Below are 19,633 nucleotides of genomic sequence, written 5' to 3' on the forward strand. Positions count from 1 at the left end.
TCTTACATCATACTTTATTTGGTAATAACAAGTCCATATTTCGTCAATAAGCCCGGCAAATTATTCAGAGAGAAACGAGCTTTTTTTACTTTATTATTTTCCGGATCTAGTTCGATATTATAGGAGCTGGAAAAATCAACCTGAGTCAGATCATTTTCTTCAAATTTTGCCAATTCAAGATCGCAATTGGCGAAAGTACTACCGGTTAATTCGCACTTAACAAAATAAGCTTCTTTTAAGGAGCAATCAATAAACTGTGCTTTCTTCAATTTGCGATTTAGGAAAACGGTATAATCAAGTTGGCACGTCTGAAAATCGGCGTGAAAGCCAAACGCATTACACAATCCAAAGTCGACGTGCGCTAGTTTGCAATTGACGAATGTAACGTCGTACAGCTTCGTGTTTTTCAACGTAGCGTTGACAAGCGAACAATCCTCGAACCGGCAGTTGATAAAGTTGGAACTGGCAAACGATGTACGTGACAAATCCAGTTTTTTAAACCGACATTGTTCAAACTCATGGTTTGTCCACTTATCAGGCAGTTCATCAGGTCGCTCGAAAACCTGGTCGAAATACTCCATACTGCTACGTCCTACACCGCTACCGGCGCTTTGATGGCTGGATACGGATTGTAGTTTTCGAGGGTGAAATCATCGTACGTAAAATCAAAAATGGACGTTACGTTCGGATTCAGGCGCATCGTAGGTAGCGGACGCGGTTCGCGCGAGAGCTGGATATCAACCTGCTCTAAGTGGTTCACGTACAGGTGAGTATCGCCACCCGTCCAGATGAATTCGTGAGCGGCATATCCGCATTCCTGCGCTACCATCATCGTCAGCAGTGCGTAGCTGGCAATGTTGAACGGCACACCCAGAAATACGTCGGCGCTACGTTGGTAAAGCTGGCAGGAAAGTTTGCCGTCTGCTACGTAGAACTGAAACAAGGCGTGACAAGGCGGCAGAGCCATATTTGGTACGTCGGACGGGTTCCAGGCAGAAACCATCATCCGGCGTGAATCGGGGGAGTTTTTGAGTTGACGTAGCACGTCGCTGAGTTGGTCAATCACACGACCGTCTGGAGCAGCCCAGCTTCGCCATTGTTTTCCGTAAACCGGCCCCAGGTTTCCGTTTTCGTCTGCCCATTCATCCCAGATACTTACACCATTGTCTTTCAGATACTTAATATTCGTATCGCCCTTAATGAACCATAACAGTTCATGAATAATCGACCGGGTATGTACCTTTTTGGTTGTCAGCAGCGGGAAGCCATCTTCCAGATTAAAGCGCATCTGATAGCCAAATACGCTGATGGTGCCGGTGCCGGTGCGGTCGGTTTTGCGGGTGCCGTGCTGAAGAATGTGGCGAAGGAGGTCGTGGTACTGTTGCATAAACAAAAATCGGAAGTGCTACGTCGTAAATCAACAGTTAACAAAAATAAACCCCTTCGTCAGCCTGGCGAAGGGGTTTGGATTACGGAACGCAGTCGCTAAGCATGCGCTTTTTTTAGGCCACACCTGCCTTTTGCACAGGCCGCCGATTTCGCTTTCTTCGACTTCTTCTCTTTCCGCACATCCACAGCAAACGAAACGGTAGTCAGGGTGGTTAGCAGCGCCAACCCAAGCAGGATTTTTTTCATTGGTAGTAAGTTGTTAAGGTTTCGGAAGCATAACGCGTTACGTAGCATTTTATGATGTGATTATCGAAACCCAACGTACTAATTTTAACGCTGTAACCAACTAGCGTTTATAGTGCTTTCCGGTAGCTATCACGCCAACTCCCTGAAATGAGCTAGGCCCACTTCAGGGGGTTGGGGTTTAAAATTGAATTTGGTGAATTATGCTATAGCGAGCAGCCCCGCTCATCGGTCAGTCGATCGCTAATTGATCAGTCGCAAAATTCAATACGTTCAGGCGAATAATTACAGCTCAGGTCTGAGTACGGGCCGTACAAATTGAGTGAATTATACAATTATCGAAACCGGTTCAGCAGCATCTCTTTTCGGCTTTTCGAGACAGGCACCGATACGTTATCGCTCATCATTACGTAGCCCCCTTCGCCCCGGACGTAGCGAATTAATTCATCCAGATTGATCAAATGAGACTGGTGAACTCGTAAGAACGTATCGCCGGCCAACAGCTCTTCAATTTCTTTCAGCGTCCGCGACACGAACAGCGACTTGCCATTTTTCAACCAGACACGGGTGTAATTATCATCGGCTTCACAGCGCACAATGGTGTCGGTATGTATTACGTCAAACCCATGCGTAGTTGGCAAAGCGATCTTCTGGCGCCCTTTTTTCGAGTCCAGTTTTTCCATCAGAATCTCGATTTGCTGCGCCATCTGCGTTACCGACTGACGCTGATACTTGGCTACTGCTTTCTGAAGATCCTCTTTATCAATGGGTTTAAGTAGATAATCCAAGGCGCTAAACCGAATGGCCTTAATAGCATACATGTCGTAACCCGTAGTGAATATGATCGCGAATGGAATCGTGGGCAGTTTTTCCAGTAACTCAAAGCCGTTCAGTTGAGGCATTTCGACATCAAGAAATACCAGATCGGGCGGAGTTTCCAGCAAATAACGCAAGCCCTCCGTCGCCGACCGTAACGTAGCAACCACCGCTACGTCCGGGCAGTATTTTTCCAGTTGCAGGGTCAGTGTTTCCCGACAGTGCTCTTCATCGTCGATGATAACAGCTTTAATCATAGGTTTAAAAGTGGTACGTTGAGTTATACTAGCGGGATTGTCAACACTACACGCGTGCCAGCTGGTTCGCCCTGATCATCAACCAAATCATGAATCGACACGGTGGGTTGCTGACCGTATAGGGTTTGGCTCAGCTTCAGTCGATCCGCCGTTATCTGCATCCCTTTCGATTTAGTGTGCGTTGCGGATTTACTCTTCAGTGCAGCCGCTTTCTCCCGGCCCACGCCATTATCTTCAATCACGCAGCTCAGTTGTTTTCCTTGTTTTTGAATCTCGATCAGAATGTGTCCCCCTCCTTCTTTCTGCATCAGCCCATGCCAGATCGCATTCTCTACATACGGTTGAATGAGCATTGGCGGGAGTTCCGTAAATTCGGGTTCAACAGCCTCATCGACTTGAATTGAATAGGTAAACTGGCCGGAAAACCGCAGCGATTCTAGTTCCAGATAAAGCGAAAGCGTATCTAATTCACTCGCCAGCGTTACCAGCGAAGCCGTTGAGCGGTTGAGAATGAGCCGGATTAACTTTGAAAATTTCGATAGATAAACCGAGGCCGATTCTGACTCATTTTTCATAATGAACCGATTAATTGAATTCAGGCTATTGAAGATAAAATGAGGATTCATCTGGGCTCGTAGAGCCTGCATCTCCATTTCGGCCAGTTTTTTATTGACCTCCGTCTTATTCCATTCTTCCTGCTGAATCTGCCGAACCCGGTACCGAAATCCGAGATACAAAAGCCCAAGCAACACGCTCACAACCAGAAAAATAAACCAGGTTGTGTTCCAAAAAGGGGGCTGAATCGTAATCTCAAGAGAAGTTCCCTTTTGATTCCAGATGCCGTCGTTATTGGCGGCTTTCACGTTAAACTGATAATCGCCGGGGGGCAGGTTCGCGTAACTGACAAACCGCCGTGTTCCGCTAAAAATCCAGTTTTTGTCGACACCGACTAATTGATACGCATAGGTATTCTTTTCGGGATGGATAAAATTTAGGGCCAGAAAATCGAAAGAGAGGTAATTGTCAAGGTGAGAAAGTACGATTTTTTTTTGCGGTAATGGCGCATGACGCGCGCCAATCTGGACGTTGGTGATATAGACTGGCGGAATACGTTTATTGATCTGAATTCGTCGGGGAGCGAACATACTAAAACCGTTAGCGCCACCAAACAGCAATGTATTAGTAAGCCCATGTGCATACGCTTCTAAGAACTCATTCGCCTGAAGCCCATCGTTTTTATCGTAGTTCTGGCACTGCCGGGTCTGGGGATTTAATCGGGACACACCCTGATTCGTCGCTAACCACAAATTGCCTTCTTCGTCCTCAAGAATACCGGTAACATGATTACTGGGAAGGCCATGGTGGGTTGTAAAAGCCGTAAATGAATCCGTTTGTGGTTGATATACATTCAGTCCACCCTGATTCGTACCAATCCAGACGCGCCCCTTTCGATCTTCGTAGATACAGCGGATGTCTTTATCGTTTAACTTTCCAGATGGCGACTGATAATCAGGCTGATACTGTTTAAAACGTCCTGTGGCAATGTTAAGTCGGCTAATTCCCCTGCGGACGGATGCCGTCCATACTGAACCATCCCGGGTTGGCACGGCCAGAATGAGTCCTTCATCGCCCAGCGTGGCTGGATTTCTCGGGTCGTGACGATAATAGGTGAACTGATGTGTCTTCGTATCGAAGCTGGCTAATCCACCATTGCCAGCAAGCCATAATTCACCTCGTAATCCTTCCCGAATGCTTCGAATGGCTATAGACGATGGGTATCGGATAAACCTCCCCGTTTTGGGCTCAAACTGGTGAAGGCAGGCCCCCGCCCCGACCCACAAATGCCCTGAACGATCCTCCCAGATTGCGTTGACGTTATTACTAATCAACTGGTTAGGATCACTCGGATTGGCCGGATAAGCCTGGTATTTTCCGGTTGCCGGTTGAAACGAATATAACCCGCTGGATTCATTAGACAGCCAGATCAGACCTGAGCGATCCTGGCACAAGGCGCGTATGCTGTTTTGGGGCAGCCGGACATGAGTTATGTTGGGTACTACCTGAAACGAATGGAATTTCTCCGGCACCGGATTCAGTATATCCAACCCATTATTGGTTCCTACCCAAATCAAGCCCTCCTGATCCTGAAATAGGGAAAAGATCGTGTTGCTGCTGAGACTGCCCTGCTCCGTTAAATTAGCACCAAATTGATTCCAGTGATTCGTTTTCGGGTTCAGCCGGATTAATCGATCCAGACCAGGAGGAGCCGCCCATAGATCGCCAGACCGGGTTTTCAACAACGCTCCAGCCATGATCTGCATTCTATTTTCCTGTCGATCGGGTTCACGTATGGCACACCGAACAGGCCGCCCACCTGGTTCGATCTGATACAAATGGCCTGATTCTGTCGCGATCCAGAGCGTTCCTTTGTCGTCCGAAAGAATGGAGGCTATTGCCGGAGCTGGCTCCGTAGCCGGTAAGGGAATTAACGTAGCCGATCCCGACCCGCGATCAAATAGAAACAAACCCGCTTTCGTACCTACCCAAAGCTGGCCCAGTTTGTCTTCTTCAACTGCAAATACGTCGGGATTCGCCGAATTGAACGGCTTATGAAGGGTAAAATTCCGCGATGTCGTGTTAAAGCTTATGAGTCCCTTCCGGGACGCTATCCAGAGTATCCCATAGTGATCTTCCATGACCGAGAACATCACATTACGTAACGAGATACGGTCTGAGTCGATCACCCGGTACGTCGTAGCTTTACCACTACGTCGGTCAAATAACTGAAGGCCACCGCCTAAGGTCGTCACCCACATCCTACCCGCCCGGTCTTCACAGATGTCGGTAATGACATTGTGCGAAAACGTATGAGTAGGATCAGCCGGATCGGGTTTATAAACGGTAAATGAATAGCCGTCGTACTTGTTAAGTCCGTCGCGGGTACCAATCCACAGAAATCCCTGCTTATCCTGCCAGATACAGAGTACTGTATTCTGAGAGAGGCCATTTTCAACCGACAGGTGAGAGAACTGAACCGATTCCATACCCGCCTGCTCTTGACCGAAACAGGTGCCCCAAAGAATCAGGCACGTAGCAATGTATACACTAAACAGGATGTATTTTCGGAAGTTCATGAACCTGCATCTGGTAAGCGAAACAAGTAACTATGTGAGGGAAAAGCAAACGACTTTGTGATTCTTATGGTGGAATTACTCAAGATTCAATTCGATAAACGTATCATTTCTCCTAAATCAACAACTACGTTTAAAACTATAACGGAGCAGCACGTACTGATTTCTCTAAAAATGAAAAAGCAGACCTTCAAAATAAAGTCTGCTTTAAGTATTACCTATTCTATTAATTCTTACAGAGCCAGTTGAATTGCTATGCAATTCTTGTATTTTTTATCAATAGGTTTGCGCAGTGCCTAGTGCTACGTTGTAAATCTCATCCAAATCAATTCGTACCAATTTGTTCCATACCCGCCTATTCTGCCGAATTGATGAGGCTAAACTATACTGCAACGCAACATTGTGCTACCTAGAATGAGTATCGAACTGGTTTGGGTGAGTAAACAGCCGGAATAGAGAAGAATTGGGAACGTAGCAACTATGTTTATTGAGCTTAGTTGGGCTCAATAAATTAGAAGGCAGTTTTTATGATTGCCGTGGCTTAATCATAAAAACTGCCTTCTGACTAGCTTCCTGCTACGTTCAGGCAATTTCAAACGAGTATGTAATGTCGGCGGTGGGACGTAGCTGGGCGGTCGCTGAGCAATATTTATCCATCGACAGGTCAATCGCCCGCTTCACTTTATCGGCATCTAACTGGCCTTTGAGCAAATAGGTAATGTGAATTTTTTTAAAGGGAGCCGGAATGGCTCCTTTTTCCCGTAATCCGTCCACTTTCAACCGAAAATCGTCGATGACCTGTTTCTGTTTTTTCAGAATCAGAATCACGTCGATAGCCGAACAGCCGGCCAGCCCCATCAAGAGCATTTCCATGGGTCGGGCACCGGCATTGTGTCCGCCAGTATCGGGTGCTGCGTCTATGTGCTGCGCCACGCCCGACGTACCAACGGCTTCAAAATGAAAGGCATCGTCGACGCGAGCCAGTTCGATGTGCATAGTAGTGAACTCCTGGTGGGTATCTACTTCTTGTGTATCAGGCATTATAATTTTTGCGTTTATCAGGTAAAATGTTTAAATTCACACACTTCAAAGTGAACAGGATTATGTCTGAAAAATTCACTGACGATATATTTGACCTCAAAAACGACCGCCGACTCAGCGTTTATTTGTATCGGGCCGGCTTCGGTTGCTGGCTTTTATACATCGTTTCGGGAGCTCGGTTTATGGAGTCTGTTCGTATCTACCGAACAGATTTTGGGGTGTTCTCGTTCTTTCTGATGGTGATGGCTCTGTCGGCGTCCATGATTTACGACTATTACCACCATCCCATTGAGTTTGCTCAGAAAAAAAAGTGGCTGGCGATCAGTTATTTAATTCTGGGAGGCCTGATTTACTTTTTTATTCTGCATAATCAGCCCGTTTCGCTAGAAGAAATTTTCGGCAAAGGTTTGTTCTAAATTGCCTTGCAGACGCTATGTATCTGCTTCAAAAAGCTCATCTTTGCGAGTGAAATCCAAATTTCTATGTGATTACGTATATAAGTAAAAATAACTAATCAATACGTTCAACCCATACCAATAAAATCTACTCAACTTCTATTTTTAAAATCGATACTTAAATAACCTGCCTTTGCCTTAAAATATACCGTACTTAATCCAACTCTCATCCTTCTTGTTGACATTGCTCTGCTTTGTCAGCAGCCCAGCCTACCGTATGAATGATTCATCTACCCCATACGTACTTCTTGTCGATGATGACGAAGACGATCGATTTCTGTTACAGGAGGTATTTCGCCAATATTGCCCCGAATGGCAGCTTAGATGCATTGAAGATAACGAGCAGTTAATCAATACGTTAACAAACTCGTCTGTATTACCCGCCCTTATTTTACTGGATCTGAATATGCCTTTTATGGGCGGCTTCGAAATGCTTCAGGCGCTTAAAGCAATGCCCGATTATCGTACTATTCCAGCCGTTATGCTAACTACATCCGATCAGCATAGTGATCGGCAAAAAGCGCTCGAACTTGGTGCCGACGATTTCTTGACGAAACCGGCTACACTCAATCAGTTCAACCAGCTCATTCTAAAAATAAATCAGCGATGGCTCCAGCCAGCCACGAAATCGGTGAAGTAGTTTTCAGTCGAAAGTCATAGGTTGAGATGTCAACTTGTCTCAGACAGCAGCTTGCTGTCTGAGACAAGTTACTCACAAATTGCGGATGTACTTCTCCCCGCCCAAATATCGCATCTGTCTGGCAATTTGCTTAGTTCGACGCTGTATGTAGTTTGATGGATTGCTAATGGAAAACTGAATCGGGTTGGGTAAGACGGCGGCTATTCGGGCTGCTTCGTTACGTGAGAGCGTTGACGCTGGGTGATTATAATAGCGTTGGGATGCGGCTTCGACACCAAACGTCATGGGGCCGGTTTCTGCTACGTTCAGATATACTTCTAGTATCCGCTTTTTCCCCCAGATCAACTCGATTAACACGGTAAAGTAAACTTCTAACCCTTTTCGGATATAGCTACGTCCGTTCCATAGAAATACGTTTTTTGCTACCTGCTGCGAAATCGTACTGGCTCCACGTGGGCGTTTTCGGTGCTGGTTTTCTTTAAGCGCATCCCGAATTTCGTCGAAATCAAAACCCCAGTGAGTTGGAAAATCCTGATCTTCAGAGGCAACTACGGCCAGTGCCATTTCTTTATTAATGTCGTCGTAAGACCGCCATTTTTTGTAAATATGCCCTGACTCATTCGTGCCAACCGGATTCATCCAACGCGACACAATTAGGGGCGTAACCCAAACCGGTACGTATTTGAGCGCGATCACGTAACCCAACGATAGAAAAAATACCCACAGAAATAGCCTGACGCATAGGCGATATATGATCCCTATCATCGGTTGCTCCTGTACATAACGACGTACTTGCCCCCAGCGCGAATCATTCCGCGAAGCAGCGTGTCCCGACCGGTACGATTGCGCTGTAGACGCATTAGAAGCCCTTGGACGCGGTTGCTGAGGAGGTGCATTGCGGAATCGATTGGCTGGACGTTGTGGCTGTGGGTTCATTGGAGAATCTATTCTGCGAAAATAATAGGAAAGCCTACTCATCGTCACTCAGTTTGAGCAACTGACGCAAAAAAACGGTTACTCCGAAAAATAAGGAGAGCTTATTCTACAAACAACGTAGCAGCCACACGATCGGCGAAAAGTTTACCTAACGGGGTCAGCAGAAGCTGGTCGCCCTGACGGGTAAGCCAGCCGGTAGCATACATGGCCGCGAGGTCGCGGGCCTGCGTTTGGGCAAAATCGGCCCTAAGCAGCGTCGATAATTGGGCCAGCGAACACCCCCATTGGGTCCGCAGTCCCGTCAGCAAATAATCATTAACCTGATCAGCAGAAGAGAGTTTTTCAACGGTAGCAGGTACGATACCTTGTTGAATTTCGGTGATATAACGAGAATTGTTAGCAATGTTGTATTGCCGCGAATAACCATTATACGAATGAGCGCTTGGTCCAACTCCTAAATAAGGTCTGCGCTGCCAATAAGCCGTATTATGGCGGGCGTATTGACCCGGTTTCGCAAAGTTCGAGATTTCGTAATGTTCGTAGCCAGCACCTGTAAGCGCCTGAACCAATTCCTCAAATTGGTCGGCTGCCAGGGCTTCATCAGCCGCCGGAAGTTGCCCTTTTTTTTGCCATCGTCCAAAGGCCGTATCTGGCTCGATTGTCAACGCATAGGCCGACAAATGCGGTACGTTCAGGGCCAGCATGTTTTGTAAATCGTCATGCCATTTGTCTTTTGGGCGATTGGGGATGCCATAAATCAAATCGACGCTCAGGTTACCAAAACCAGCTTCCTGCGCTAGAGCGACGCAATTTTGGGCTTCAGTCGCCGTATGCGCCCGGTTCATCCAACGTAGCACCGGCTCGTCAAAAGTTTGGATCCCAATACTCAGACGATTCACGTACTGACGTAGCATCCGAAGTTTTTCTGAAGTCAAATCATCGGGATTGGCCTCCAGCGTAATCTCGGCAGTTGGCGAAACCGTAAAGTACTGCCCAACAGTAGTCATGAGTTGAGCTAATTCTGTTTCGGTCAGCAACGACGGCGTACCTCCGCCCAAATAAATTGTGGTAAGTTCACGTACTGGCAGGTAGTCTTTTTGCAAACCAATTTCCGCACAAATAGCATCCACAAGTGCCGGTTTTCGGCTTAGATTCGTACTGAAATGAAAATCGCAGTAATGGCAAGCCTGCTTGCAAAAAGGAATGTGAATGTAAAGATGCATGAGCAGCCAGCGAAGAAAATAGTAGAACGTCTTTTTCCCCTCTTATAATTTCTTCTCTAGAACAATAGTCAACCCGCGCTTACCCTGAACCGTTCCAACAATATCAAAGCCGTGTTTCAGATTCAGGATGAGCATGGAACGCCACTGATTGTAAGTCTGCGTTCGGATAGTCTGGTATCCGCGCTGGCGACACCATTCGTGCTGACGCTTCATCAGTTCGGAAGCAATGCGCTGCCCTCGAAAATCAGAATGAACACACCCTAGCCAGCTGTAGAATTCGCCGGGTTGACGTTCGTAGCCAAGTTTACAGCCAACAACACGTTCACCCGAAACGGCCAATTCAAGCGATAGTCCGGTGCGTACTTGCTGATACTGAAGTTGTTCTAGAAATTCTCCTTGGGATTGATTGGCAAATACCTCAACAAGCAACGCAAGCAATGAACTTGCAACAGGTTCGGCCGGTAAATTGTCGTAGGATAAATAACGTAGTTCCATTCGGCGAAAATGCAGAAAAGAACCATTCAGCCAAAATAAGCAAGATTACCGGTCAGGGCATTTCTTGCATCGCTTACCTTTTTTATACTTCTTGCAGCACTTTTTCAGTACGCATTCATGACCCAAAAAGGGGTTTGACTGCATTGGCATTTTCGACGTAGCGTCGGCGATAAAACAATCAGCTATAACAGCTTCTGCGTTCATGCTCACGAGTTGATTGAGAGATCAAAATTAACACTGTTTAGATTCATTACAAACTAAACGACGAGAAATAGTTTATTAATGGCTAACCTGTTGCTGCAGAACATACCAAAAATTAAAAATTTATTGATCGCTACGTCTGTTTTTGGCAAGTTTTGGTTTCAGAATGGTCTTTTTTAATTATCAAAAACCATGAATAACGTACCGTCTCCAAGTACGCGTGAAGTCTGGCTTCGTGGTCCTCTACCTGACGTACCGCTGTTGCTTCAACCTGTCGCCCATGCATTGATGCAAGCTCGCGAAGAAGTCAATACCCTGCTGAATGACTTTCCGGAAACCTTACTTTGGGAACAGCCTGTCAATCCCCGCAACGACCATCGGCTAGCCTCCGCTGGTTTCCATCTACAACACCTGACGGGTGTACTTGACCGGCTTTTTACCTACGCCCGCAACGAATCGCTGTCCGACGAACAACTTACGTCGCTGGCTGCCGAAAGCAAAACAACTGAACCACGACTAACGCTTCGAGAATTAATACGTCGATTTGATGAACAGGTGGAGAAAGCGCTTACTCAACTCCGACAAACCGACGAACATACACTCACGGAGGTAAGAACCGTTGGGCGGGCGCAGTTGCCTTCGACGGTAATTGGCTTATTGACGCATTCGGCGGAGCATACCATGCGGCACGTCGGCCAACTGCTAGTTACTACTCAGCTAATTGCTACGTAGTAGATAATAGAACTAATTTTCCACTAGTGTATAGTAAAAAAGCGCAGGCCATCGACCCGCGCTTTTCAATTTATAATCTACTTCTTTCTCTCAATCTATACTTTAGCCACTACGTCCTATTGCACGGCAACAATCTTAAACTCAGTACGTCGATTTTGCTGGTGTTCGCTCTCGGTACAGTTCACCCCATCGACGCATCCATTCAGAATCTCGCTTTCGCCGTACCCTTTGGAAATCAGCCTACTGGACGGCACTCCGCGCGAAACTAGGTAGTCAAGTGCAGCACGCGCCCGGTTTTCCGACAGTCGGATATTATAAGCATCGGTGGCACGGGCATCGGTATGCGAACGTAGCTCAATCTGCATCTGCGGATATTCTTTCAGAATAGCCAGTACGTGGTCAAGTTCGCGAGCGGCATCCGGGCGGATGAAGAATTTATTCAAATCGTAATAAATGTTCTTCAACTGGAACACGTCGCCAACACCGTATAAACCAAGGGAATCTGTAACAACACGCGTGTTTTTCTTGGTCTTGTTGTACTTGGCTTTCTTCGTAGCGTAACGATCTTTCTGCGCTGTGATGGTGTAAGGCGCATTGGGCTTCATATCGAACTCATAGCCGCCATCCGGACCCGTCGTAACCGTCTGCTCCGATTTGTCTTTTTCGTTACGTAGCGTCACTTTCACGCCCGGCGCTGGTTGCTGGTTCACTTCCGTTTTAATCACCCCTTTCACCAGCGTATTTTCCGACCGTTCCAGATAAATCGAGACGTTCATTACAGGTTTCTGTGATTGGGTCAACGTAGAGAAACGAACACTGTTCAACGCAAAGCCCTCTTTTACAGCCTTAAACTCGTATTCAGTGTTTGAATCGACACACAATTCCGCACGTCCTTCTACGTTCGTCAGGCGCAGGTCCTGGTTCACGCCGTTACGCATGATACGTACATCGGCGTTTTCAAGGGCGGATCCGGATTTAGCATCATACACAAAAATATTGAGTTGTTTGCAGTTCCGACGGAAGGCATAAATATCATCGTCGCTAACCCCTTTTTTGCGGTTACTGCTGAAATAACCCGTTGTTTGGCCTTTATCCGTGATGATACCGAAGTCATCTTTTTCAGAGTTGATAGGCGCACCTACGTTCTGTACGCCTTTGTAGGCGACCCCTTCCCGCAGTTCAGCTACAAATACGTCCAGACCACCCAGACCTTCGTGCCCGTCGGACGAGAAGTAAAGATTGTCGCCTTCCGCTACGTACGGGAACATCTCGTTGCCTTCCGTATTAATTTCTTTACCCATGTTAACGGGCGTACCCCACTGGCCGTTGTTGTATTCCACTACGTAGATATCCGTACCCCCAAATCCGCCCGGCATATCCGACGCAAAATAGAGTTTGGTGTTGTCAGGCGAGAAAGCAGGGTGGCCTACGGAGTATTCGCTACTGTTGAACGGAAGCTCTTTTACTTCAACCCACTTTCCATTCTTATTCACGGAAGAATACAATTTTAATTTTCTTACACCATCAGAGCTTTTACCCGATTTTCCTTTACTTCCGTTGTTACGGGTGAAGACAATCACGTTCTGATCTTTGGTGAAGGTCATGGGACCTTCGTGGTATTTTGTGTTAAGCGTCCGGCTGAAAATTTCGGCCTTTGTCAGTTTCTGCCCGTCGGCTCCAAATTCTTCGGTGGGAACTTTACCATCGCCCCCACTACCCAATACAGCGGAACCCGGTGAACGTTTCACTTCTGTAATTGGAACGTGCAACTGATTGGTATCCGGGTGAAAATAAAGGTCCAGAAAGGGCGTCTGATTCCAGTTAAAAACCCGTTTAATAACGCCACCTTCATCGCGCGATGACACAAAAACCAGCCCGCCTTTATAATACATCGGGCTGAAATCGGCCTGGCGAGAATTGATTGGAAGATTGTATAATCGGTAGGAAGATGAGTCCTGATAAAAGCGACTCATATCCATATAGGAAACCGTATAACGACGCCCACGGAGGTCCTGACCCTGTTTTTCACCATATAGGCTATACATTTTCTGGGCTTCGCGGTACTTTCCATTCTGAGCCAGTGCCTGGGCGAAATACATGTAAATTTCGCTGTCCAGATCAGTATAATTTTTGGTCAGCTCACTATAGACTCGTTCGGCATTACGCGTATCCTGCAACTTGCGATAGCTGTAAGCCAGCTTGATCATAGCATCACGCGTCTCGGCGGGGTCTTTCTTTTTGTCACCGCGCAGAAACTCCTCATACGCCCGCACCGCGTTGACATAGCTGAAATTATCAAACTGCTTATTGGCCGCTCGTAACTTCGCACTTTGAGCCTGAACACCCAGGCTCCACAAGGCCAGTCCTGCCAGTAGCAGAACCCGTACAATTCGGTTCATGATTTTTAATGAGTTAGAGAAAAAAACAGGACTCGATCAAACACTAACAAATAAAGTGCCAACTTTACAAAAGTACGTTTTTTCTCATTTATAGCGCTAAACAAGCGCGAGACCTTATTCAAAAAATACAATTCAAGAACTCTAATTTTATCGTAATCTGAAGATTTCAGATCTCAGTGTCTCTTTCGGACCCGAACTACTACCGAGGTAGTCGAAATAGGGTAAGGATAAGAGAGTGAGCATTCAAATCGCAGGGGTGCATTTTGTAAAGGTGGGCAGTCGTAGATTTCATAATCGAGAGAAGGATCAATAATAATAGAATAACTATCAGTCCCGTTATCCCAACGTAAGGTTCGCTTAAACTGCCCTTTATCATCAGTCGTTACGGTATATTCGCCAGTAGCAGTTGGAGAAACCAGTGGTCCTCCATCTTTCAAACCGGAAAATGTTAAATTCACTTTAGGCAGCGGTGTTCCAGTAGAGTCCTGCATTACTCCTTCTACTGTCGATGTTTTGATAGAACGGTCTAAACACGATCCGGTCAATAACGCTACCATGGCTAGCCAAAATAGATTTCTGAGCAGGTGTTGACTTGCCGTCATTTGTCCTCCATTCATGCTTATACGTATTAGCGGCCTACCATTGTAATCCTGACAACTCTTTTTGTTTCTGCTGTTATGCGAAATAAATGAGAAATTCGGCAGCCAATCACCCACGCTATAGCGCCATTAGCCAATAACACGTTGGCATTTCCTCGTTCAGTTCGATCTAGTTTGAGATCATTCAATAAATCACTAACCAGCTTGCTCCCCTTTAGACCAAGCGGCCGAAAGCGGTCACCCTGCTGCCAAGGACGAATGGTGAGCGGAAAAGTAAATTTGTCGGCATCCAGACAGGCAATCGTTGAATCTGTAGATGGCTGAAAATCGGCTGGCTTTTCAAACACCTCAATCTGTAGTGTTACGTCTCCAGGCAACGTAACAGTCGACTCGGGCAAGCCATGTAGAACAATCTCAAAATCATTTCGGGCAGATAGTGGTTCAAGTAACAGGCCACTACGTTCGTGTACAATTCGATGCGTTGCCGACTGAAATACTTGCCCGGCTGGTTTCTGCAACGTAGCAAGGAGTTTGGTAACTTGATCAGCCGTGAATCCAAACGGTTTTAACCACTCCCCCATCCGAAAAGCAAATTCTGATACGTTGGCTAATTTTTCCATCGGCATCCAGATACGCTCATTCCCCACAATGGCCACCTGCTGCCACGATCGATCAAGTTCTTCCTGAACCAGTATTTCAGTCGCCCGCAACTTCTCGATGGTACGCTGCCAGGTATTCCAGAAATTCGGATTCAGGTTTGTTAGAACTGGTACTACGTGATGGCGGATTCGATTACGAGCGTATTTGTCCGACTGATTAGAGCTATCCTCCCGATAGGTAACGTGTTGTTCTTCAGCGTACGTAGCAAGTTGTTCACGGGTGGCGAAGAGCATAGGACGTATCAGCTTATCCTGGCGAACGGCAATTCCATGCAGTCCAGCCAATCCAGTGCCGCGTGTTAGGTTGAGCAACACGGTTTCCAAAACGTCGTTTTGATGATGAGCCGTAGCAATTCTAACGTAGTGGTGTTCGGCCAGTAATTCGTTGAACCAGGCGTAACGCAATTCGCGGGCGGCCATTTGAATTGATATGTTACGTTTGGCGGCAATTTCCGTCGTATTGAAATGCGTCAAATGAAACGGAACTCCATATTCTTCGGCCTTGTTGCCCACAAACAGCACGTCGGCTTCCGACTCGTCGCCCCGCAAACCAAAGTTTACGTGGGCAATGGCGAACGGCTGACCCGCGCGATGAAAAAGGCGAGCCATCACCATCGAATCGAGTCCACCACTAATGGCCAGCAACACCCGACCGGTTGGTTCAACCAGTTTCTTATCGTTAATAAATGCTAAAAAATCCTGTTCCAGCATCCAGAATCGGCCCTATGCCGTAGTTTTGTCTATATGAATCGCCTGATTTCCTGCTTTACTGCCTTCCTTCTACTCGGTTGCCTATTCGTGTTTACGCCCGCATTGGCTCAGGTGACTCCACCTTCGCCCGGTCGACCTGCTACGACTACCGACAAAGTAGAGCTGTTGCCAGGGGCCGATAGCTTAGTGGGTATCAACGTACCGGGTCAGGTAGTACGAAAGATTTATAATAACGTTCGGTTTCGCCAGAAAGGCATGCTGTTATATTGCGATCTGGCGATTCAGAACGTAACGACCAACGTTATCGAAGCCTACGGCAACGTCCGTCTCCTTCAGGGTGATACCATCAGTGTGCGGGGTGATACGTTGTTCTATTACGGCAATACGCGGCAGGCAAATGGTCGTGGACATGTAATAATGCGTGATCGTAAAATGACGCTTACTACGTCCCAACTCGATTACGACATGTTGTCGGGAATTGCTCATTACCCTAAACCAGGACGTATCGTCGACAAAGAAAACATACTGACCAGCCGCGAAGGCTATTACGATACGCACACAAAATTATTCACATTTCGCCAGAATGTCCGCTTAGTTAATCCAAAAGGTACGCTTACGGCTGATTCGCTGCTATATAATTCGCTGACCCGCATTGCTACGTTCCAGGGCCCAACCCGAATTACGAATAAAGATGGCATTCTGACGGCTGTTGCCGGAGATTACAATACCGTTACGGGAATTTCAAACTTTCAGCGTCGCGCTACGGTGGAAACACCTAAATATCAACTTACTGGTGATTCGCTCTACTATGACAACATATCGGAATTAGGGGTTGCGAAAGGCAACGTAGTAATGATTGCAAAAGACAAAAAAGCAGTCATTACAGGCGAACATGTGCGGTATAATGGGAAAATAGGAATTTCGAGGGTGACGGGCCGACCTGTTGCCAAAAGTCTGGCCAATGAAACTACTAATGACACGCTTTACCTACGTGCCGATACCTTATTTTCATTCGATAACAAAGTAACAAACACGCGCCGATTTCTGGGCCAGAAAAACGTATTTGTTTATAAGTCAGATCTGCAAAGCAAGTGCGATTCGTTGATTTATGACACCGCGGATTCGACGATTTATTTCTACAAAAAACCAATTGTCTGGAGTCAAAATAAGTATCAGATGGAAGCCGATTCGATTCGGGCGTTGATGAAAAATAATCGGATCAATACTTTATTTATGAAGACAAAATCCTTCGTGATTTCGCTCGATACGTTGAAAAATTTCAATCAAATCAAAGGAAGGACCATTACAGCTTATTTTGAAACCAAAATCATCTCAGCCACAGCAACATCCGCATCAGTAGTCCAAACAAGCAAACAGGTATCTGGTACAGCAATAAATGCAAAAAATGGATCGGTTTTTGCAACGAATTCGGTAGCAAAAGGCGTAATAGATGATAAAGACGCTAAACCAGCTTCTACGACGGCTCTGGCACGAGAGCAAACCTCACTTGACTGGGTAATTGTGGAAGGAAATGGACAAAGCATTTATTATGCCGTTGACGATAAGAATAAAATGATTGGACTAAACCACGTGGAGTGCAGTCGAATGAACATCGACTTTAACGATAACAAGGTTGGTCAGATTCGATTTTATGGAACGCCTGATTCGCAGTTAATTCCGCCGAAAGAAATAACTTCCGAGAATGAACAACTCGATGGTTTTCGGTGGCGTGACGCGGAAAAGCCAACCAAAGGGCAAGTTTTATGGATAGAAACTCCGCCTGCTGAGACTCCTGGGATTAAAAAACCAGTAAAAAATAAGTCAAAAATTAAACCATTGGCTCAAAAATTCGTTCAAAAGGCAAGAAATTAGGCCGTTTAACAATTTTTTAGATAATAGGCCGTTGACTTTGTCTTTTATCGTGGATAGGTTTGTGTTGAATATTTGTGCATTTGTAGAGGACTTTCATGAAACAATTTATACTTATTGGTGTATTGTCGGGCTTGCTAATGGCAACTATCCCGCTCCGAGCGCAGGTCGCTCAGCGGGATTCTGATGGCCGAAAGGGAAGCCGACTTGAGCTGGGCCGCGCAACGAAAACCAGCACAAGCACCGTATCGAATAAACGCTTTTCGGTGGTGCCTAATCCGGCTCTATCGAACTACGACCATCCCATAACGGTCAACAAAAACAAAGCCATCAATGAGCACTACCGCGCCTTGTTGATGCCAGCCACCAGCGCTAGAACTGGATCGTCTGTTTCGACCGATTTAGTAGCAGCCGCTCCTCCCAGCGAACTACGTTCATCTACACCCGTACAAGAAGGTAGCAACCGGATGTACACGAGCGATAAACTCTGGGTGTCGAACGTATATCCGAATCCTGCTGACGACGTTGCCGAGTTAGATTATCAGTTCAGCGGTTCAGTTGGTGAAGCAAAGCTAGTGCTGCTCAACGTGTTGGGCGCTCCCGTACCGGGCTACGAACTGAACCTAGAACCTAATGACCGGAAAGTCAAAATTGTGACCAGACCTCTGGATACGGGTTATTACCTATATCAACTCACGGTTGATGGCAAAAAAGTAGCTACCAAACGGTTGCTTGTCCGCCACCAATAGTTTGCCAATTTGTTAAAATTACATAAACAGGCTAAGCCTTATTTATTTTTCAGCACTATACCGGGCTACATCGTCGTTGAAGCGGTGTAGCCTGTATTTTTTTTGTATCTTTGCAAACGTATGCAACACCGTCATATTGGTAAGATTCTGCTGGGGGCCTGGGCCATCTTTTGTTTAGGCTCATGCAGTCCGTTCTCAAAATTGCAGAAAAGTGGGAGCGATGACGAAAAATATAAGGGTGCCCTCAACTACTACAAAAAAGAAGACTGGTATCGTGCAGGTTTGCTGTTCGAAGAACTGATTCCTGTATTGAAAGGTAGCACCGAGTCGGAGATGGCACAATTCTATTATGCCTACACCCAGTACCGCCAGCAACAATATCTACTGAGTGCTACGCTCTTCAAAAAGTTTTACGAGACGTTTGCCCGCTCGGAATACGTGGAGGAAGCGATGTATATGTATGCCAATTCGTTGTACAAAGACACGCCCTCTTTCAACCTCGACCAATCGAATACGTTGACTGCTACGTCGGCTCTGCAAGACTTTCTAAATACGTATCCTGATAGTAAATACAAAGCCGATGCAACTAAACAAATCCTTGATTTGCGCGGTAAACTAGAGCGGAAAGCCTACGAAAAAGCTATGCTGTATTATAAGACCAGCGGCTTTAATATTGCCTCCTACAAATCAGCCGTAATTGCGATCAATAACTTTCAAAAAGAATTTCCTGATTCGGAATATAACGAAGAACTTGCATTCAAGAAGGTAGACGCTGAATTCAGTTTGGCTCAGAACAGTCTGGAAACCAAACAAAAGGAACGTTATCAGGAGGCAATTAGTTATCATCAGGCATTTGTAGATAAATACCCTAACAGCCGATTCCTGAAACAGGCGGAAAAGATGTATGAGATCAGTCAGAAGGAAATCGAACGTCTCAACAAGCTGGAGCAGGAACACGAACAGGAAAAAGAACGCCAAAAAAATCTCAACCGACCCGCCAAAGTAACGGCAGCAAATTAATTTTTAAGTCAGGAATATTCAGTCGTCTGAATCATCGCTGCCGACTGGATATTTTGAACTATCGACTA

The 19,633-nt window shown here is 46.3% G+C and carries 18 protein-coding genes; 6 read left to right on the top strand and 12 right to left on the bottom strand.

What is annotated here, in order from left to right; genetic code table 11:
- Positions 1-14: 14 nt before the first annotated feature.
- The 6 genes from ACYVF1_RS11425 to ACYVF1_RS11450 form a co-directional block, all read right to left on the bottom strand.
- The gene (locus tag ACYVF1_RS11425) at positions 15-581 is read right to left on the bottom strand and encodes a pentapeptide repeat-containing protein (protein WP_461078723.1); all 567 of its coding nucleotides are present in this window, start codon (positions 579-581) and stop codon (positions 15-17) included.
- A gap of 11 nt (positions 582-592) precedes the next feature.
- Positions 593-1,387 (bottom strand): thymidylate synthase, encoded by a 795-nt coding sequence (locus ACYVF1_RS11430; protein WP_461078725.1) that lies wholly within the window; start codon positions 1,385-1,387, stop codon positions 593-595.
- 98 nt (positions 1,388-1,485) lie between these two features.
- Positions 1,486-1,635: a hypothetical protein gene (locus ACYVF1_RS11435; protein WP_461078727.1), complete on the bottom strand. Its 150-nt coding sequence runs from the start codon at positions 1,633-1,635 to the stop codon at positions 1,486-1,488.
- 332 nt (positions 1,636-1,967) lie between these two features.
- Positions 1,968-2,705 (bottom strand): LytR/AlgR family response regulator transcription factor, encoded by a 738-nt coding sequence (locus ACYVF1_RS11440; RefSeq protein ID WP_461078729.1) that lies wholly within the window; start codon positions 2,703-2,705, stop codon positions 1,968-1,970.
- Between the two features lie 23 nt (positions 2,706-2,728).
- Positions 2,729-5,839, bottom strand: a complete 3,111-nt coding sequence (locus ACYVF1_RS11445; protein WP_461078731.1) for a two-component regulator propeller domain-containing protein — start codon at positions 5,837-5,839, stop codon at positions 2,729-2,731.
- Positions 5,840-6,418: 579 nt separating this feature from the next.
- Positions 6,419-6,877: an OsmC family protein gene (locus tag ACYVF1_RS11450; RefSeq protein WP_461078733.1), complete on the bottom strand. Its 459-nt coding sequence runs from the start codon at positions 6,875-6,877 to the stop codon at positions 6,419-6,421.
- A gap of 62 nt (positions 6,878-6,939) precedes the next feature.
- On the opposite strand from ACYVF1_RS11450, the gene ACYVF1_RS11455 reads away from it, so the two are divergent.
- Positions 6,940-7,293 carry a hypothetical protein gene (locus ACYVF1_RS11455; RefSeq protein WP_461078735.1) on the top strand — a complete coding sequence of 118 codons (354 nt, stop codon included), beginning with the start codon at positions 6,940-6,942 and terminating at the stop codon, positions 7,291-7,293.
- A 256-nt stretch (positions 7,294-7,549) separates the two neighbouring features.
- Positions 7,550-7,972, top strand: a complete 423-nt coding sequence (locus tag ACYVF1_RS11460) for a response regulator (protein ID WP_461078737.1) — start codon at positions 7,550-7,552, stop codon at positions 7,970-7,972.
- A 72-nt stretch (positions 7,973-8,044) separates the two neighbouring features.
- On the opposite strand, the gene mtgA is transcribed toward ACYVF1_RS11460, so the two are convergent.
- The 3 genes from mtgA to ACYVF1_RS11475 all read right to left on the bottom strand — a co-directional run bounded on the left by mtgA (position 8,045) and on the right by ACYVF1_RS11475 (position 10,626).
- Complete coding sequence (mtgA, locus tag ACYVF1_RS11465) at positions 8,045-8,908, bottom strand: monofunctional biosynthetic peptidoglycan transglycosylase (RefSeq protein ID WP_461078739.1); 864 nt, start codon at positions 8,906-8,908, stop codon at positions 8,045-8,047.
- 101 nt (positions 8,909-9,009) lie between these two features.
- Positions 9,010-10,131: a radical SAM family heme chaperone HemW gene (hemW, locus tag ACYVF1_RS11470; protein ID WP_461078741.1), complete on the bottom strand. Its 1,122-nt coding sequence runs from the start codon at positions 10,129-10,131 to the stop codon at positions 9,010-9,012.
- Positions 10,132-10,173: 42 nt separating this feature from the next.
- Positions 10,174-10,626, bottom strand: a complete 453-nt coding sequence (locus ACYVF1_RS11475; RefSeq protein WP_461078743.1) for a GNAT family N-acetyltransferase — start codon at positions 10,624-10,626, stop codon at positions 10,174-10,176.
- A gap of 393 nt (positions 10,627-11,019) precedes the next feature.
- Between ACYVF1_RS11475 and ACYVF1_RS11480 the strand changes: the two genes are divergently transcribed.
- Positions 11,020-11,559: a DinB family protein gene (locus ACYVF1_RS11480; RefSeq protein ID WP_461078745.1), complete on the top strand. Its 540-nt coding sequence runs from the start codon at positions 11,020-11,022 to the stop codon at positions 11,557-11,559.
- Positions 11,560-11,675: 116 nt separating this feature from the next.
- Here the strand turns inward: ACYVF1_RS11480 and ACYVF1_RS11485 are convergent, their stop codons facing one another.
- The 3 genes from ACYVF1_RS11485 to tilS form a co-directional block, all read right to left on the bottom strand.
- Positions 11,676-13,958, bottom strand: a complete 2,283-nt coding sequence (locus ACYVF1_RS11485) for a carboxypeptidase regulatory-like domain-containing protein (protein WP_461078746.1) — start codon at positions 13,956-13,958, stop codon at positions 11,676-11,678.
- A gap of 173 nt (positions 13,959-14,131) precedes the next feature.
- Positions 14,132-14,575: a hypothetical protein gene (locus ACYVF1_RS11490; protein ID WP_461078748.1), complete on the bottom strand. Its 444-nt coding sequence runs from the start codon at positions 14,573-14,575 to the stop codon at positions 14,132-14,134.
- Positions 14,576-14,586: 11 nt separating this feature from the next.
- Positions 14,587-15,927 (bottom strand): tRNA lysidine(34) synthetase TilS, encoded by a 1,341-nt coding sequence (tilS, locus tag ACYVF1_RS11495; RefSeq protein ID WP_461078750.1) that lies wholly within the window; start codon positions 15,925-15,927, stop codon positions 14,587-14,589.
- Positions 15,928-15,960: 33 nt separating this feature from the next.
- On the opposite strand from tilS, the gene ACYVF1_RS11500 reads away from it, so the two are divergent.
- The 3 genes from ACYVF1_RS11500 (at position 15,961) to ACYVF1_RS11510 (ending at position 19,565) form a co-directional block, all read left to right on the top strand.
- Complete coding sequence (locus ACYVF1_RS11500; RefSeq protein WP_461078752.1) at positions 15,961-17,799, top strand: OstA-like protein; 1,839 nt, start codon at positions 15,961-15,963, stop codon at positions 17,797-17,799.
- A gap of 95 nt (positions 17,800-17,894) precedes the next feature.
- Positions 17,895-18,545 carry a T9SS type A sorting domain-containing protein gene (locus ACYVF1_RS11505; protein WP_461078754.1) on the top strand — a complete coding sequence of 217 codons (651 nt, stop codon included), beginning with the start codon at positions 17,895-17,897 and terminating at the stop codon, positions 18,543-18,545.
- A 120-nt stretch (positions 18,546-18,665) separates the two neighbouring features.
- Positions 18,666-19,565 (top strand): outer membrane protein assembly factor BamD, encoded by a 900-nt coding sequence (locus ACYVF1_RS11510; RefSeq protein ID WP_461078756.1) that lies wholly within the window; start codon positions 18,666-18,668, stop codon positions 19,563-19,565.
- Positions 19,566-19,633 lie beyond the last annotated feature (68 nt).

It is taken from the genome of Spirosoma flavus (assembly GCF_054778555.1).

Excerpts from the sequence above, each read along its gene's own strand:
- ACYVF1_RS11425 (WP_461078723.1), bottom strand. The coding sequence starts at position 581 with ATGGAGTATTTCGACCAGGTTTTCGAGCGACCTGATGAACTGCCTGAT.
- ACYVF1_RS11430 (WP_461078725.1), bottom strand. The coding sequence starts at position 1,387 with ATGCAACAGTACCACGACCTCCTTCGCCACATTCTTCAGCACGGCACC.
- ACYVF1_RS11435 (WP_461078727.1), bottom strand. The coding sequence starts at position 1,635 with ATGAAAAAAATCCTGCTTGGGTTGGCGCTGCTAACCACCCTGACTACC.
- ACYVF1_RS11440 (WP_461078729.1), bottom strand. The coding sequence starts at position 2,705 with ATGATTAAAGCTGTTATCATCGACGATGAAGAGCACTGTCGGGAAACA.
- ACYVF1_RS11445 (WP_461078731.1), bottom strand. The coding sequence starts at position 5,839 with ATGAACTTCCGAAAATACATCCTGTTTAGTGTATACATTGCTACGTGC.
- ACYVF1_RS11450 (WP_461078733.1), bottom strand. The coding sequence starts at position 6,877 with ATGCCTGATACACAAGAAGTAGATACCCACCAGGAGTTCACTACTATG.
- ACYVF1_RS11455 (WP_461078735.1), top strand. The coding sequence starts at position 6,940 with ATGTCTGAAAAATTCACTGACGATATATTTGACCTCAAAAACGACCGC.
- ACYVF1_RS11460 (WP_461078737.1), top strand. The coding sequence starts at position 7,550 with ATGAATGATTCATCTACCCCATACGTACTTCTTGTCGATGATGACGAA.
- mtgA (WP_461078739.1), bottom strand. The coding sequence starts at position 8,908 with ATGAACCCACAGCCACAACGTCCAGCCAATCGATTCCGCAATGCACCT.
- hemW (WP_461078741.1), bottom strand. The coding sequence starts at position 10,131 with ATGCATCTTTACATTCACATTCCTTTTTGCAAGCAGGCTTGCCATTAC.
- ACYVF1_RS11475 (WP_461078743.1), bottom strand. The coding sequence starts at position 10,626 with ATGGAACTACGTTATTTATCCTACGACAATTTACCGGCCGAACCTGTT.
- ACYVF1_RS11480 (WP_461078745.1), top strand. The coding sequence starts at position 11,020 with ATGAATAACGTACCGTCTCCAAGTACGCGTGAAGTCTGGCTTCGTGGT.
- ACYVF1_RS11485 (WP_461078746.1), bottom strand. The coding sequence starts at position 13,958 with ATGAACCGAATTGTACGGGTTCTGCTACTGGCAGGACTGGCCTTGTGG.
- ACYVF1_RS11490 (WP_461078748.1), bottom strand. The coding sequence starts at position 14,575 with ATGAATGGAGGACAAATGACGGCAAGTCAACACCTGCTCAGAAATCTA.
- tilS (WP_461078750.1), bottom strand. The coding sequence starts at position 15,927 with ATGCTGGAACAGGATTTTTTAGCATTTATTAACGATAAGAAACTGGTT.
- ACYVF1_RS11500 (WP_461078752.1), top strand. The coding sequence starts at position 15,961 with ATGAATCGCCTGATTTCCTGCTTTACTGCCTTCCTTCTACTCGGTTGC.
- ACYVF1_RS11505 (WP_461078754.1), top strand. The coding sequence starts at position 17,895 with ATGAAACAATTTATACTTATTGGTGTATTGTCGGGCTTGCTAATGGCA.
- ACYVF1_RS11510 (WP_461078756.1), top strand. The coding sequence starts at position 18,666 with ATGCAACACCGTCATATTGGTAAGATTCTGCTGGGGGCCTGGGCCATC.